This is a genomic window from Streptomyces sp. NRRL S-378, from assembly GCF_000720645.1.
Taxonomy (GTDB): Bacteria; Actinomycetota; Actinomycetes; order Streptomycetales; family Streptomycetaceae; genus Streptomyces.
In genome coordinates this window covers 52,827-67,733 of sequence record NZ_JOBX01000002.1, presented here as the reverse complement: position 1 = coordinate 67,733, position 14,907 = coordinate 52,827, and the positions used below count along the sequence as shown (strand labels likewise).

13 protein-coding genes are annotated in these 14,907 nt (G+C 74.6%); 3 read left to right on the top strand and 10 right to left on the bottom strand.

Features of this window, described 5'->3' with window-relative positions; all coding sequences use genetic code 11:
* Nucleotides 1-262: 262 nt before the first annotated feature.
* From IH80_RS46780 to IH80_RS0102165, 3 genes are all read right to left on the bottom strand, one after another.
* Complete coding sequence (locus IH80_RS46780) at nt 263-2,437, bottom strand: tetratricopeptide repeat protein (RefSeq protein WP_051808667.1); 2,175 nt, start codon at nt 2,435-2,437, stop codon at nt 263-265.
* A gap of 146 nt (nt 2,438-2,583) precedes the next feature.
* A complete protein-coding gene (locus IH80_RS0102170; RefSeq protein ID WP_030957175.1) occupies nt 2,584-2,919 on the bottom strand; it encodes a hypothetical protein in 336 nt (111 codons plus the stop codon).
* Nucleotides 2,920-3,060: 141 nt separating this feature from the next.
* Nucleotides 3,061-3,549 carry a flavin reductase family protein gene (locus IH80_RS0102165; RefSeq protein WP_234432083.1) on the bottom strand — a complete coding sequence of 163 codons (489 nt, stop codon included), beginning with the start codon at nt 3,547-3,549 and terminating at the stop codon, nt 3,061-3,063.
* A 164-nt stretch (nt 3,550-3,713) separates the two neighbouring features.
* Between IH80_RS0102165 and IH80_RS41750 the strand changes: the two genes are divergently transcribed.
* Entirely contained in the window at nt 3,714-3,887 is a 174-nt protein-coding gene (locus IH80_RS41750; RefSeq protein WP_078906276.1) for a CsbD family protein, read from the top strand.
* Between the two features lie 145 nt (nt 3,888-4,032).
* Here the strand turns inward: IH80_RS41750 and IH80_RS0102155 are convergent, their stop codons facing one another.
* From IH80_RS0102155 to IH80_RS0102130, 6 genes are all read right to left on the bottom strand, one after another.
* On the bottom strand, nt 4,033-5,106 hold the full coding sequence (locus IH80_RS0102155; protein WP_051808663.1) for an iron-containing redox enzyme family protein: 1,074 nt from the start codon (nt 5,104-5,106) through the stop codon (nt 4,033-4,035).
* Nucleotides 5,103-5,297, bottom strand: a complete 195-nt coding sequence (locus IH80_RS38740; RefSeq protein ID WP_037878628.1) for a CDGSH iron-sulfur domain-containing protein — start codon at nt 5,295-5,297, stop codon at nt 5,103-5,105. Before IH80_RS38740 ends, IH80_RS0102155 begins: the two co-directional genes overlap by 4 nt.
* Nucleotides 5,298-5,328: 31 nt before the next feature.
* Nucleotides 5,329-6,018 (bottom strand): HemK2/MTQ2 family protein methyltransferase, encoded by a 690-nt coding sequence (locus IH80_RS0102145; protein ID WP_030957169.1) that lies wholly within the window; start codon nt 6,016-6,018, stop codon nt 5,329-5,331.
* Nucleotides 6,019-6,188: 170 nt separating this feature from the next.
* On the bottom strand, nt 6,189-7,388 hold the full coding sequence (locus IH80_RS0102140) for an NAD(P)/FAD-dependent oxidoreductase (RefSeq protein WP_030957167.1): 1,200 nt from the start codon (nt 7,386-7,388) through the stop codon (nt 6,189-6,191).
* Nucleotides 7,385-8,785 (bottom strand): FAD-dependent oxidoreductase, encoded by a 1,401-nt coding sequence (locus IH80_RS0102135; RefSeq protein ID WP_030957165.1) that lies wholly within the window; start codon nt 8,783-8,785, stop codon nt 7,385-7,387. The genes IH80_RS0102140 and IH80_RS0102135 overlap by 4 nt, the downstream gene beginning before the upstream one ends.
* On the bottom strand, nt 8,782-10,218 hold the full coding sequence (locus IH80_RS0102130; protein WP_030957163.1) for an FGGY family carbohydrate kinase: 1,437 nt from the start codon (nt 10,216-10,218) through the stop codon (nt 8,782-8,784). Before IH80_RS0102130 ends, IH80_RS0102135 begins: the two co-directional genes overlap by 4 nt.
* Before the next feature lie 290 nt (nt 10,219-10,508).
* Between IH80_RS0102130 and IH80_RS0102125 the strand changes: the two genes are divergently transcribed.
* Entirely contained in the window at nt 10,509-11,489 is a 981-nt protein-coding gene (locus IH80_RS0102125; RefSeq protein ID WP_030957161.1) for a hypothetical protein, read from the top strand.
* A 121-nt stretch (nt 11,490-11,610) separates the two neighbouring features.
* Complete coding sequence (locus IH80_RS0102120) at nt 11,611-13,143, top strand: amino acid permease (RefSeq protein WP_030957160.1); 1,533 nt, start codon at nt 11,611-11,613, stop codon at nt 13,141-13,143.
* A 52-nt stretch (nt 13,144-13,195) separates the two neighbouring features.
* Here the strand turns inward: IH80_RS0102120 and IH80_RS0102115 are convergent, their stop codons facing one another.
* Entirely contained in the window at nt 13,196-14,536 is a 1,341-nt protein-coding gene (locus IH80_RS0102115) for a phosphatase PAP2 family protein (RefSeq protein WP_051808661.1), read from the bottom strand.
* Nucleotides 14,537-14,907 lie beyond the last annotated feature (371 nt).

Here is a 14,907-nt window from a genome sequence, read left to right as displayed (position 1 = left end):
CACCGGGCCCGGCCCACGGGGCCCGGCCCAGGTCTGCGGCCACTGCTGCCGGGAACCGGCGTCAGCCACCTGGAGGCCGGTCCCCACCGGACCCGCCGCGCGCTCCTGCCGCTGCCCCGGCGGCGGCCGTGCCGGTGCCGGACCGGGGTGCGGGCCGAAGGCTCCTCACCGCCCGGCCGCCGACGCCGGCGGCGCTGCTGCTGCTCGCGCTGCCATGGCCGTCCCTGGCGGCCCGGGGCCTTCCCTGCGCGGGCGGCCCGGGTCACACCGGGTGCCGTCCGGCCGGCGGGAGGCCGCCCAGCAGTTCCCGTGCCAGGCGCAGATGGCGGTGGCCCGGCTCCAACAGGGGGCGGGCGTCGCCGAGGGTCAGGGTCAGCAGGGACCGGGCCTCCCCGGTACGGGCCGAGGAGGCCAGCGCCCGGGCCCATTCCAGCCGGGCGTAGATCGTGTGCGGGTGGTCGGGGCCCATGACGCGGGTGCGGTCGGCCACCAGCGACTCCCAGGCCGTCACGGCCTCGGCGGTCCGGCCCGCCCGGGCCGCGAAGGCGGCGCGGCTGCTGCGGACGGCTAGGGTGTGCGGGTCGTCGGGACCGAGGCAGCGCTCCGCGTCGGCCTGGAGCTCGGCCAACTGCTCCTCGGCGCCGTCCGGTTCACCGGCCCGGTACCAGATCAGGCTGCGCCGGGTGGCCAGCACCTGGGGGTCCTCCGGGCCCTGCACCCGCAGCCGGTCGGCGAGCAGCCGGGCCAACTGCCTGGCAGCCTCGGCCGGGGCGCCCGACTCACCCGTGAAGTAGGCCAGTTCGTGACGCGCCGCCAGGGTGTCGGGGTGGTCGGCGCCGAGGACGGACGCCGCATCGGCGGCCAGGGCGGCGAACCGGCCGGCCGCGGCGTGCGGGTTGCCGGCCTCCCCGGTGAAGAAGGCCAGCTGGTGCCGGGCCGCGAGGGTGTCGGGATGGCCGGGACCCAGCCGGTCCTGGCGCCGCCGGACGATCCCGGCGAGGTCGGCGGCGGCCCGGCGCGGCCGCCCGGCGTCGCCGATCGTGATGGCCAGCAGGAAGTCCGCGCCGGGGACGCCGCCGAGCCGGGCCCGGGACAGCGCCTCGGCGGCCCGCCTCGGCCGCCCCACCTGGTGGGCCAGCAGGCCCATGTCATACGCCTCGGCCGGTGTCACCCGGCCGACGAGCCCCTGCCACAGGTGCTCCGGTACCGGGGCCAGGCCCGGCGCGTCGAGCAGGTAGTCGAAGGCCGTGTAGCCCTGGGTGTAGTTGCCGACGAGCAGGCCGCTGGTGGCGTAGACCGCCGCGCAGGCCCAGGTCATCGCCTCGTCGAAGGGTTCCGGCTGGAGGTCGCCGCCGCCGCGCTCCACCAGGTACGGCCGGTGCAGTTCGCGCAGCCGGTCCCGGCCGACCGGGCTGCGCAGTCCGGCCCGCCGGCAGTCCACGGCGGCCGCGACCACGGCCGCGCCGCGCGGATTGGCGCCGGGTGTCCAGGCGTTGTGCCAGGAGGCGAGCAACTCAGGTCCCGCCGCGAGGACTTCCGCGATGCCGAAGCGCTCACCCGCCCGTAACGCCGCGACGATCCGCGGGTCCTGCACGTGGGCGGCGGCCCGCCGGCGCTCCCCGGCCGACCAGTGCCGGGCCAGCCGTACCACCTCCGCCTGCCGGAGCACCTCCCGCTGGGTGCGCCAGGCGTCCCGGTCGGAGCCCGTCAGCCGGCTCTCCTCGCGGGCGTCGAAACGCCGGTACTCCTGGGTGCGCATGGTCGCGAGGACCACCCGGCGCCCGGGCGCCGGACCCGACAGGGCGGCCAGCATGGCGGTCGTGAGCCCTCCCGCGCCGAGGAACTCCTCCAGGTCGTCCAGCCACAGCACGGCCCGCCGCCGGGTGCCGGCCACGCGCAGCGCCTGCGGGAGCGCGGCCCTGCCCAGCGGGCGGACGAAGGCGTGACGGGGGTAGAGCGTGCGGGCCGTCTCGTACGCCAGCCGGGACTTGCCTGCGGCGGACTCCCCCACCAGCAGGACGAACCCGGCCCGGCCGAGGGCCTCGCGCAGCCGGGGTTCCACGTCTCGGCGGATGTAGGCGGGGGGCGCGCCGGGGGTCCGGCCGCCGTCCGCCGGGTGTCCGTCCGCGGGGTGGGCGCCGGCCGACTCGGGGCGGTCGACCTGCCGCAGTGTGGGGATCCGGCCCGCCGCCGTACGCAGCAGGGCTGCTGCTCCGGCCGACGCGGCGTCCCCGTCTCCCGCCGCACCGCGCTGCGGCTGCAGCCGCTCGGCGACCAGCCCGGAGAACGTGGTGACGGCGGCGCCGATGCCCGTGGCCCACGCCCCGCTGGTCCACAGCGAGGCCAGGGCCAGGGCCGCGGCGCCCAGGCCGACGGCCCCGACGTAGGCCGGCCAGCCGCGCCCGCGGCTGTTCTCCCGTACGAGCAACACCGGCATGCCGCCCCCCACACACGTCCGTGGCCGGCCCCCATTTTCACCCGTGTGGGTGAATTCGGAAGCCGGCGCGGCACGGTGGCGGTCCCGCCTGACCGGATGTCAGCGGTGCGGCGGGATCACGGTACGGCGGTTCCGGTCGGCCTTCGTCAGCCTTCCTTGACCAGCACGGTGATGTTCCGGTTGTGGATGAGGACCCGTTCGACCTCGTCGTCGATCTCGAACTCGCCCTCCACCTCCGTGGGCGTGATGACCTGCGCGACGCTGTCGCTCGGCGCGACCTCGATCAGATCGAGGCGGAGTTCCTCGGGAACCTTGACGATGGGTGGGGACGCCAGCGTCAGCTTGAGTTCGAAGCCGGGGGTCCGGCACTGGCAGGTGCCCTTCACCGTGACCGTGCGCCTGCCCTTGCCGTACCGGTGGGCCGTGGCGGTGAAGTCCTGAGCACCGGCTTCGCAGGCGAATCCGTTCTCGTATCCAGACATGTCTGCTCCCATCGTCCGTTCGTTGCTTGGCTGATCACGCGCGGATGCCGGTCACACGGCTGCCGATCACACGCGGATCCAGTCTCGGCGCGGTCGGTGCGGGCCGCAATCAGGGTGGTTCGGGCGGGTGGCCGCCGCCGGTCAGGCCGGGTGGCCGGGCGTCAGGTCCAGTACGTCGCTCAGGAGCAGCAGGGGCGGCCGCTCGGGGCCGGGGCGGCTGCCGTCGACGGGCGCGAGCAGGAATCCGACGTGGTCCCCGCCGTCGACCTGTTCCTCGATCCGGCCGAGGAACCAGGCGGCGGCGTCGTCCAGGACCGGTGCGGGGGCGTGGGGCGACCGGCTCCAGGCGAGGTGTCCGAACTTGTCGGTGTCGTCACCGGTCCGGCTGCCGAAGAGCTCGGCCGTGGGCTTCTGGTCGTCGCGCAGGGCGTGCACCGCGAGGTGGGTGGCCGTCCGGGCGACCGTGTACGTGTGGTTGGCCCTGGAGAGCCACACCATGAAGCGGGGCGGATCGATGGAGCACTGGGAGGCGAAGCCCACCAGGCAGCCGGCCCGCCGGTCCCCGTCCGCCGCCGTCACCACGTACATCGGGTGGTCGAGTACGTCGGTGAACGCGTCCAGTCCCACCACGTGCCGCTCCCCTCCGGCCCCTCGGCCTCCGGCCCTGCCTCCGCCCATCCTGCCACCGCCCGCCCGCCCGGGCGGTCATGTCGCGGCGTTTGCCGGCCGGGATCGCGGTCAGAAGCCCCGTTGTACGACGCATCTCCGCGCCGATCTCCAGGGAGTGATCAGACGTGTCCGACAAGGAGAAGAGCAAGGCCAAGGCCGAACAGGTCAAGGGGAAGCTCAAGGAGACCGCCGGACGCGCGGTGGGCAACGAACGCCTGACCGCCGAGGGGCGTGCCGAGAAGACCAAGGGCAACGCCCGGCAGGCCAAGGAGAAGATCAAGGACACCTTCGAAGGCTGACCCGCCGACCGGTTCGCCCCGGATACGCGTGCGGCCGCCGACCGTTCCCGGTCGGCGGCCGCACGCGTATCCCGACGGCTTGTCCCGTTGTCCCGTCATCCCGAAGGCGTGTCCCGAAGGCGGGTCCCGGCGGGCCCGCGACGCCTCACGGCACCGGCAGCGGGGTGCGCAGGGCGCTGTCGCCGCGGGACCAGGCGCTGCGGATGTGCGCCGCCAGCCGGTCCTCCAGCAGGACGGTCGCCGCGCATCCGAAGGCGACGTCCGCCTCCAGGCCCGGCTCGTCGGCCAGCAGGCCTCCGATGACCTCGTGGCGTACGACCTGTTCGTGGACGGCGTCGGCCTCCACGTGCTCGGCGTAGAAGTGTTCCGCGGCCGGCCCGGCCCCGCAGCGCCGCATGGCCCGCGCCAGGCGGCGGGAGCCGGGTGAGGAGGTGACCTCGACGCACGCGAAGTGCCCGACGAGCGCGCCGCGCAGCGCCCGGTGCAGGCCGAACAGGGACATCAGGTTCACGGTCGCGAGCAGGGGGGCGGGCGCCCGGTCGAGGTACCGGCCGTACGAGGGATCCAGCCGGAGGTCGGTCATGAGTGCGGCGAAGAGCCGCGCGTGGATGCGGTCGGCACGGCCGGCGCCGAACTCGTCGTACTCGATCGCGACCATCGCGGCCTTGGCGCGTCCGGTCAGCCGGGGGATGACCCAGGCGTGCGGGTCGGCCTCCTTGAGGTGGTAGAGGGAGCGCAGGGCCGCGTACTCGCGCAACTGCCAGAGCTCGCCCTCGGTTGCCAGGTGGTGGCTGAGGCTGCCCGAGAGGTCGACGGGCTCGACGAGGAGCGGGGCGAAGGCGTCCTCGACCGAGCGGGGTCCGTCGGCCAGGTCGGTGCGCAGGGCGTGCAGGAACCGGGCTTCCATCGCCTGGCGCAGCCGCAGCAGGTCGGGGTCCCATTCCCGTTCGTCGTCGACCCCGTCGAATCCCGCGTAGTGCAGTTCGTAGAGCAGGTAGAGGGCGAGCTGCAGGTCCTCGCCCCAGGGGTCGGCCCGCAGCACGGCTCCGGGTCGGCAGCCGGGGGCGGTGCCGGACCGCAGCGCCCGGGTCACGGCCCGGGACAGCTCGCCCCGCGCCTCGACCAGGGCGGGACCCGCCGCCGGAGCCGGAGCCGGAGCCGTGGCCGTGGCCGTGGCCGTGGCCGTGGCCGTCGGGATGTTCCGGTCGTGACCCGTCATCGCGGGCTCCCGTCCTCGGTCGGCGGAACGGCTCGTTCCCTGGGGCGGTGGCTGGTGTCGCACCACGGGTACGTGCGGCTGCGACGGCAGGTGCACACGGCGACGACGAACCGGTCGGACCGCACGACGGTCCCGTCGTCGAGGGCGATCTCGACCGGGCCCTCGACGAGGACGGGGCCCCCAGGGGCCACGGACACCCTCCGGGCAGGAATCGCGGCACTGTCAGACGGACACGGCACGGATGATCACCAGCTCTTCCCACTCCTCGTACGGGGACGCCAGCGCCCGCCGTTCCAGCCATTCGCGCCGCCCGCGCAGGACGGGGCCCCACGGCACGACGGTCCGTGCCGTGATCCCGGCGGTCAGACCGGCCCCGGACAGCCGGTCCACGGTCTCCTGGGCCCCGCACATCCCCGAATGCACCATGAGCAGGGAGCCGCCGGCCCGCAGCAGCGCCGGGGCCCTCGAGCAGATCCGGTCGATGACGGCGCGGCCGTCGGGGCCGGCGTCCCAGGCCCGCTCCGGCCCGTGCGCCGGCGGTCCGTCCCCGGGGGCGGGGACGTAGGGCGGGTTCGCGAAGACCAGGTCGAAACGGCGCCCCGCGGTGCGCCCCGCGAAGTCGCCGTGCAGGAGGCGCAGGGGCAGGCGCCGGCGCAGGGCGTTCAGGCGGGCCGTGAGCAGGGCGGTCCAGGACACGTCGACCGCCGTGACCTGCGCGCCGAGGCTCGCGGCGTGCAGGGCGAGCGCACCTGTGCCCGTACCGATTTCCAGCACGTCCCGGCCGGGTCCCAGGTTCTCGTGGTCGAGGGCCTCGGCGAGGAACCGGGTGTCCGCCTGCGGCCGGTACACACCGGGGAGGGCGATCAGGCCCGGAAGGGTTGGGGCCGGGGTCAAAGCCGTACTGGACACCATGTACCTCCGGATGCGCGTGGGGTCCGCGGGGCCGATGCGCGGCATGCGACGGCATGGGGCGCCTGCCCCCCGCGCGGCGCCCCAATCCGGGGCCGGGGTGACTTTCGGAGGAAACGACAGGGATCGGATGACGTCGGGCTGTGCCTGTCGGCAGTGGGCCGGGCTCGGCGTCAGCCGAGGGCCAGCACGACCGGCCCGCCCGCGAGGTCGACGCGGGCCGTCCAGTCCGGCGGGAGCCTGAGGGAGCGGGACGGGGACGCCGGCACCGGGAACCGTCGCCGCCACAGCGTCCGGCCGTCCTGGGCCACCGTCACCACGGGAGTGGTCACCGCTTGCGCGGAACGCAGGAGCAGCGGCCGCCGGGCGATGCCGGTGATCCGGTTGGGCGTCACCCACAGCAGCGGGGCCCGGACGTGCAGCGGAGGGCCGGACTCGGGCCAGGGGTCGCCCGCGAGGTGGGCGAGTACGGAGGCCGCCGCGGCGGCTCCCTCCGCGGCGGCGGTGGCCGCGCTCTCGATGCCGTGGAGGGCGTTGCCCACGGCGAAGACGCCCGGGGCCGCCGTGCGGAAGGCGGCGTCCACACGGGGACCCCGGGTGCCGGGGTCCAGGGGGACGCCGCCGCGGCGGGCCAGTTCGTGGTCGGGGATCCAGTCGCCGGTGAAGACCACCGTGTCGCAGGCGAGGAGGCCCGTACGGCCGTCCCGGTGGCGGACGGCCACGCCCGTCAGCCGGCTCCGGCCGCGCAGTTCGCCGACCGTGGTCGCCGTGAGCAGCGGGATCCCCGGTACGGCTGGGGCGCGCGGGTGCTCCGTGACCATCGCCACCACGTCCGTGCCCGCTTGCCGGAGCGTGGCCGCCGCGTGGCGGGCGACGGGCTCGGCGCCGACCACCACGGCCCGCCGGCCGACGGGCAGGCCGTGCTCGTGGACCGAGCGGAAGAGCTCCCCGGTGGTCAGCACTCCGGACGGGCGTGAGCCGGGGACGAGCCGGGCGCTGCGCGGGCGTTCGCGGGCGCCGGTGGCGAGGACGACGGCCCGGGCCGTGATCCGTTCCAGGCCCGCCGGGCTCGTGGTCTCCAGGCGGAGCGGGCCGGCCCAGCCGGTGGCGGTGACCCCGGTGCGGACGGCGGCCCCGGCGGCGGCGGCGGCCCGCACCCACCGTCGTGCGTAGGCGGGGCCCCGCAGCCAGGGCAGCGGGGCCCGGCCGAAGCCCGCGTGGTGGAGGTGGCGCGGCATCCCGCCCGGGTCCTGCTCGCGTTCGAGGACCTCGACGCGGCCGGCGCCGGCCCGCGCGAGCCGGGCGGCCACGGCCAGTCCGGCGGGGCCGGCCCCGACGACGAGGACGTCGACCCGCGCCTCGGTGCGGTTCACGGGCGGGCCTCCTCGAACAGGGCGCGGACCGCGGCCCCGCAGTGGAAACCCTGGCAGCGGCCGCCCCGGGCGCGGGTGCGCCGCCGCAGGCCGTCCGGCGAGGCGGGCGGTACGGTCGCGGCGAGCGCGTCGCGGATCTCGCCGTGGGTGACGCGCTCGCAGTGGCAGACGATCCGGCCGTACTCCGGGTCCGCCGCGATCATCGCCGCGTCGCGGTACGGGCGGGGGAAGGCCTCGCCGAGGTTCGGCATCCGCACCGGTTCCGGTTCGCGGGCGCCGGTCAGGGGCAGACCGCCTTCGGCGAGCAGCCCGACCACGTGCGCGGCGATCGCCATCGAGGCGGTCAGGCCGGTGGATCGGATCCCGCCCACGGTCACGTAGCGCTGGGCGGGATGGGCGCGGATGGCGTAGTCCTCCTGCCCGGTGGCCGCCCGCAGCCCGGCGTACACGGCGGTGACCTCCTCGTCGAGGAGCGCCGGCAGGATCCGCCGGCCCTTCTCCCGCAGCAGGGCGAGCCCGTCGGCGGTCGAGCCCGTGGCCGTCTTGTCGTCCAGGTCCTCGGCGGTCGGCCCGAGCATGACGTTCCCGTACACGGTCGGGGTGACCAGCACTCCCTTGCCGCGGGCGTCGGGCACCGGCAGCAGGATGTGGTGGACGAGGCCGCGGGCGAGTTCGTCGAAGACGATCAGCTGGCCGCGCCGGGGGGTGACGGTGAAGTCCTCGTGGCCGAGGAACCGGTCGATCTCGTCGGCGTGCAGGCCGGCCGCGTTGACCAGGTGCCGGGTGCGCAGCGGGCCCCGGCCGGTGGCGAGGGTGTGCGGTCCGCCCGGGGCGACCGACCGTACGGGGCAGTTGAGGTGCAGGTCGACGCCGGCCCGCACGGCCTGGGTCGCATACGCGAGGGTGGTCGTCCAGGGGCAGATGAGGGACTCGTCCGGTACGTGGAGCGCGCCCAGTACTCCGGGCCCCAGTTCCGGTTCGCGGGCCCGTACCTCGTGGGCGGGGAGGATCCGGGCGGAGCGGTAGCCGTTGCGCACGGCCTTGTCGGCGAGCCCCGGCAGGGCCGCGAGCTGTTCCTCGTTCCAGGCGACGAGCAGGGCTCCGACCGGTTCCACCGGGATGCCGCTGTCGGCCGCGTACGCGGCGAGCAGCCGCTGCCCGTCGCGGACCAGCCGGGACTCCAGGGAGCCGGGCACGGCGTCGAAACCGGTGTGCAGGATGGCGGTGTTGGCCTTCGAGGTGCCGTTGCCGACGTCGTCGGAGGCGTCGATCAGCGCGATCCGCAGGGGGAGGCGGGACAGTTCGCGGGCGATGGCAGAGCCCACCACGCCGGCGCCGACGACCGTCACGTCGTACGGATCGCCGCCGGGCAGCGGGCCGCGCCGGGTCAGGGTCATGCCGGGCCGTCGAGCAGGGAGGACACCGCCGTCCGGAACCGCGCGCGGCGCTCGGCGGCGTGTTCTGCGCGGGCCTTCGGCTCGTAGACGGCGGACGGCTTCCACTCGGGCACGGCCTCGTGCACGGTGAGGGAGGGGTCGAGGCCGAGCCGGGCGACGGCGGCGACGCCGAGGGCGGTGGCGTCCGGGAGGGCGGACACCTCGACGGGGATCTGCAGCAGGTCGGCCTGCGCCTGCATGAGCAGGGCGGAGCGGGTGAGGCCGCCGTCGACGCGCAGGGCGGCGAGCGGCGTGCCGAGGTCGGTGGCGACGGCGTCGGCGAGCTCGGCGACCTGGGCGGCTATGCCGTCGCACAGTGCCCGTACAAGGTGCCCGGCGGTGGTGTCGAGGCCGAGGCCGGTGACCGAGCCGCGCAGGTCGCCGCGCCACCAGGGGGCGGCGAGGCCGGCGAGCGCGGGGACGAAGGTGACGCCGCCGGCGTCGGGGGCGGTCCCGCCCACGGCGTCGAGGTCCTGGGCCCCGGAGATCACGCCGAGGTCGGTGAGCCAGCGGACGGCGGACGCGACGGTGTAGACCTGGCCGTCCAGGCAGTAGCTGGTCCCGCCGCCGAGCCGCCAGGCGACACAGCCGACGAGTCCGCAGGTGCTGCGGCGGGGGCGCGGGCCGCTCTGCGCGAGGAGGAACGCCCCCGTGCCGTAGGTGCACTTGGCGGTGCCGGGTTCGGTGACGCGCTGGGCGAGCAGTGCGGCCTGCTGGTCGACGAGCAGCCCGGTCAGCGGCAGCGGGGGTCCGAAGGCGGTGGTGGTGCCGACGCGGGTGTCCGCGTCGACGATCGCGGGCAGGGCCTCGCCGGTGAGGCCGAAGGCGTCCAGTGCCGCCGGTGACCAGGCGACGGTGTCGAGGTCGAGCAGCTGGGTGCGGCCGGCGGTCGCCGCGTCGGTGACGAAGGCGCCGGTGAGCCGGTGCACCAGCCATGCGTCACTGGTCGTCACGACGCCGCGGCGGGTGAGGTGACGGCGTATCCAGGCCATCTTCGGCGCGGCGAAATACGGGTCGAGGGGCAGGCCCGTCCGGTCCTGCAACGACGCCGCCTGCGGGGCCAGTTCGGTGCAGATCGGTTCGGCGCGGCGGTCCTGCCAGACGATGGCCTCGGTCAGCGGCTCACCGCTCGCCGGGTCCCAGGCGAGGACGGTCTCCCCCTGGTTGGCCAGGCCCACCGCCGCGACCGGTTCGCCGGCCGCCGCGAGGGCGGCGCGTCCCGCGTCGACGACCGAATCCAGCAGTTCGCGGGGGTCCACCTCCACGCGGCCGCCCGGCAGGTACCGGGGCCGTACGGGGGCGGAGGCGGCGCCGATGACCCCTCGTACGGGGCAGACGACGAGGGCCTTGGTTCCCGAGGTGCCCTGGTCCACAGCGAGCACCGGGCCCGTCATCACCACTCCGTCCCTGGCGTCGGCATGCGCGATCGTCTGCCGGAAGACTTCACCAGCGGACGCCGCCCCGTCAAGATCCATCCGCGCGGGCAACGGGCCGACTGACGCGAATTCACATCTTGTATGTGGCTTGATACTTGCATTCGAAAAAGTTTCATGACTCGAACGCTCACAGTCACTCTATAGTGATCGCCGATCACCAGGCGCGAAGGCCATGCGATGCGAGGACCGATGACGACGACCACCGCAAGACGCGCCCGTCCCGGCTACCCGTCGACCGGGGCGAGGTGATGGCGGGCAGCGACTTCCGGCCCGTCTACCACCCCGCCGGCCACGACAACGACCTCCGGGTGGCCGTGCAGGACCTGCGCACCGGCCGCTGGGTGGCGATGGCCCAGTTACTGGACCGGACGGACGGCTGGGGGCTGTGGACCCAGCGCACCCAGGTGCTCGCCGCGGTCGCCGCCGGATCCGACGTGGTCCAGGCGTGGCGGTCCGAGGAACCGCGCAGCGTCGCCGCGTCCGTCATGCACACGCGCGTCGTCGTGGAACGCGCCGTCCGCGCCCACCGGGCGCGCCACCCCCGCACGCGCGAGCTGTGGCAGGAGGCGTGGGCCGCCTGCCGCGACGCCTCCGAGGCGAGCCCCGCCGACCCCGTCCCCTGGGTCTGCCTTCTCGCACTGGCCCTGCTCGACGAGCACCGCTCGATGGACGAGCACCGGCAGCAGCCGCCCGCCCTGATGCTGCCCCTCGGCCCCTGGGGCATCCTCGCCCAGGTCGACAAGCGCGACCCGCACAACCGCGAGGCGTACCACCGGATGCTGCAGTTCGTGTGCGCCGGTACGGCCGGTCCGCTGACCGAGGCCGCCAACTTCGTGCACTGGGCCTCCGGTTCGGCGCCGGCCGCGTCCGCCGTGCATCTCCTGCCGCTCTATCTGAGCGTCGAGCGGTACCGCCGCGAACGCGGCCAGGAGAAGGCGCTCGACCTCCACTGGGTCGCCGAGGACGCCGTCCGCGACGCCGGACACGCACTCGACACCTGGTTCCGCCACAGCGACCTGCGCCGCGCCTCCCCGCTCGACCTGAACCACCTCGCCCACGCGCTGTGGGGGGCCCACCGGTTCGACGAGGCGGCCCAGGTCTTCGACACGATCGACCGGTACTGGACCACCCTGCCCTGGGCGCACCGGACGCGTGACCCCGCCGACCAGGAGCTGGCCATGGAGGTCTTCCTGCGGGCCAGGACCCGCAGCCTGGCGGCCCGGGGCTGACTCCGCGGCCCCCGCCCCGCGGCGGCCCCGTATCCCCACCGCTCCACCCCCGTGTCCCCCCGCAGTCCCCACCCGCTCCACCCCCGTCCCCGATCTTCACGACCCCCGGAGGTACTCCCCCATGTCCCGCACCGCGCCGACCGTCCGCCAGGACAGCAAGGCCCCGCCCCGGCGGGACGAGGAGGAACGGCTCAGAGAGCTCGGCTACCAGCCGGTCCTCGCCCGCCGGATGGGCGGCTTCGGCAACTTCGCCATCAGCTTCTCGGTCATCTCCGTCCTGTCCGGCTGCATGACCCTCTACGGCTTCGGGCTGGGCACGGGCGGCCCGGCCGTGATGCTGTGGGGCTGGGCGGGCGTCGGCCTGTTCGTGCTCTGCGTGGGCCTCGCCCTGGCCGAGGTCACCAGCGCGTACCCCACCTCGGGAGCGCTCTACTACATGGCCGACCGGCTCGGCGGGCGCCGTTGGGGCTGGTACACCGGCTGGCTGAACCTGCTCGGCCTGCTCGGCGCGATCGCCGGCATCGACTACGGCGCCGCCCTGTTCACCGGCGCCTTCCTCAACCTCCAGTTCGGCGTCGAGCCCACCCCCGGCCTGACGTTCGTGATCTTCCTGTGCATCCTGCTGCTGCACGCCGCGCTCAACCTCTTCGGCGTCCGCCTCGTCAGCGTGCTGAACTCCGTCAGCGTCTGGTGGCACCTGGGCGGCGTCGCCGTGATCGTGGGCGCCCTGGCCCTCATACCCGACCAGCACCAGTCGCCCTCGTTCGTCTTCACCGAGTTCGTCAACGACACCGGCTGGGCCAACCCGTTCTACGTGGCCGCGGTCGGTCTGCTGCTCGCCCAGTACACCTTCTCCGGGTACGACGCCTCCGCGCACCTCTCGGAGGAGACCTCCAACGCCTCGGTCTCCGCCGCCCGGGGCATCGTGCGGGCCATCTGGGTCTCCTGGATCGCCGGCTTCGCGCTGCTCGCGGGCCTCACCTTCGCCATCCAGGACTACGCGGCCGTCCAGGGCACCGCCACCGGGGTCCCGCCGGCCCAGATCTTCCTCGACGCGCTGGGGTCCGGCGGCGCCACCGCCCTGCTCCTCGTCGTGATCGTCGCCCAGCTCTTCTGCGGCAACGCCGAGGTCGCCGCCGCGAGCCGGATGGTCTTCGCCTTCAGCCGCGACAACGCGCTGCCCGGCTCCGCGCTGTGGCGCAAGGTGAGCAGCCGTACGCAGACCCCGGTCCCGGCCGTATGGCTCTCCGTCGCCGTCGCGGCCGTGCTGGCGCTCCCGTCGCTCTACTCCGCCACCGCCTACGGGGCCGTGACCGCCATCAACGTCATCGGCATCACGCCGGCCTACGCGATCCCGATCTACCTGCGGCTGCGCGCCGGGAACCGGTTCCAGCCCGGGCCGTGGAACCTGGGCCGGTGGAGCAAGCCGATCGGCTGGATCGCCGTGGTGTGGGTGGCCGTGGTCACCGTGCTGTTCTGCCTGCCGCAGAAGTCGCCGGTCACCATCGACTCGATGAACTACGCGGTGATCGCGCTGGCCGTGGTCCTCGTCCTGGCCAGCGCCTGGTGGTACGCCGCCCGGCGCTCGTACGGGACGCCGTCGGCCTACGGCAACGCCCGGGAGCAGGCGGAGATCGCCGAGGGCATCGTCTGAGCCGGCCGTCCGTCCGCGCGCGCCCCGCCGCACCGGGGCGCGCGCGGTGCGTTCAGACCAGTTCGGGCTGCGGCTCGCGCCGCTGCTGCGGCAGCGCCACCGGCTCGGCCCGGCGGTCCCAGCGCTTGGTGATCCGCACGTAGCCGTAGATCACCGAGACCATCGACAGGACGACGAGCGGGCCGTACACCCCCGGGAGCGCCGCCATCTCCATCGACAGGAAGCGGTACGACAGCAGGAGCGCGAGGAAGACCGCGGTGCCGTGGGCGACGAACCGGATCCCCGTGCGGTCCCAGCCGTGGTCGAGGGTGCGCAGCGCGGCGTCGATGGTGAGGGTGAACACCACGCCTGCGACGATGTCCGCGCCGTAGTGGTAACCGAATCCGAGGGTCGCGCCGAGCGTCGCGATCAGCCAGAACGTTCCCGCCCAGCGGAGGGCCCGGGGGGCCTTGCGGGAATGGATGAAGATCGCCGTGGCCCACGCCGTGTGCAGGCTGGGCATGCAATTGCGCGGAGTGAACTCGTCGAAGAGCATCGGCTGCGGGGTGGTGACCGGCGGCGGCGTGTGCGGCCAGAGCTCGGCCAGCGCCCACTGCCCGCCGTCGGCGCCGTACGCGAAGATCGGCCCGACCACCGGGAAGACCATGTAGATGCCCGGGCCGAGCAGCCCGATGGCCAGGAAGGTGCGCACCAGGTGGTGGCGTGGGAAGCGGCGCTCGGCCGCCACGTGGCGCAGCTGGTACAGCGCGACGACGACCGCCATCACGGCGAGCTGGATGTAGACGAACTCCAGGACGCGGAAGCCCACGACCCCGGTGGCCTCGACGATCCGGCCCGCCACCCATGACGGGTTGCCCAGCGCCTGGTCGGCGGTGGCCACGTACTGGTCGAGCACCGTCGGGCGGGTCTTCGACGTGATCAGCAGCCAGGTGTAGCCGGTCTTGCGGCCGGTCACCAGCAGCAGGGCCAGTCCGACGCCCTGGAGCAGCAGGGTCCGCTCACGGCCGGTGCGGCGGGTGAGTGCGACGACGGCGCAGCCCAGGGTGACCAGGAGCGCGCCGTTGCCGTACATCATCTCGGCGCCGGCCGCCCACCGCACGAGCCAGAAGACGAGGTCGATGCCGACCGCGGTGCCGAGCGCGATGAACCGCTGCCGCCAGGTGAGCACCACCAGCATCAGGGCCATGCTGGCGTAGAGCACCGTGCCCGACTTGGGTGCGAACACCACCTCCCGGGCCTGGTCGGTGATCGGCCCCGGTACGCCATAGCCGCGCGCGGCGATCTCCAGGGCGACGAGGAATCCGAGGGTCACCGCGCTCGCCGCGACCCACAGAACGACGCGTGGCCGGCGCCATACGGCGGACTCGGCTCCGCCGCCCTTTCGCGAAAACACTCGCTTTACCGCAGATATCAATTTTTCAGCCGATGTTCATATGTCAACCTGATCACTGTGCGCTCGAACATGTTAGCGGAGCCGATCGGCCCGTTCGGAAAAGTTATGCAGGCCACATCCGGGAAACCGAGGAGGACTGCCGGGCGTGCCGGGCGGAATACGGAATTCCCCGGCATCAGCAGAGGGCGTCCCAGCGGTGGAGGGCGGCGGTGCGGGTGGCGGGCGCGCCGTCGGCGTCGGGGGCCGGGGGCCGGGGTGAGCAGGGGCGGCCGGTCGGTGAGCGGTGGCCGGAAGGACAGCCGAACGCACTGACTCCGCGGCCGTGGTCCCTGTACCCGCGGCGGGGCCCTCGAAGTGCAGCGGCAGGCCGT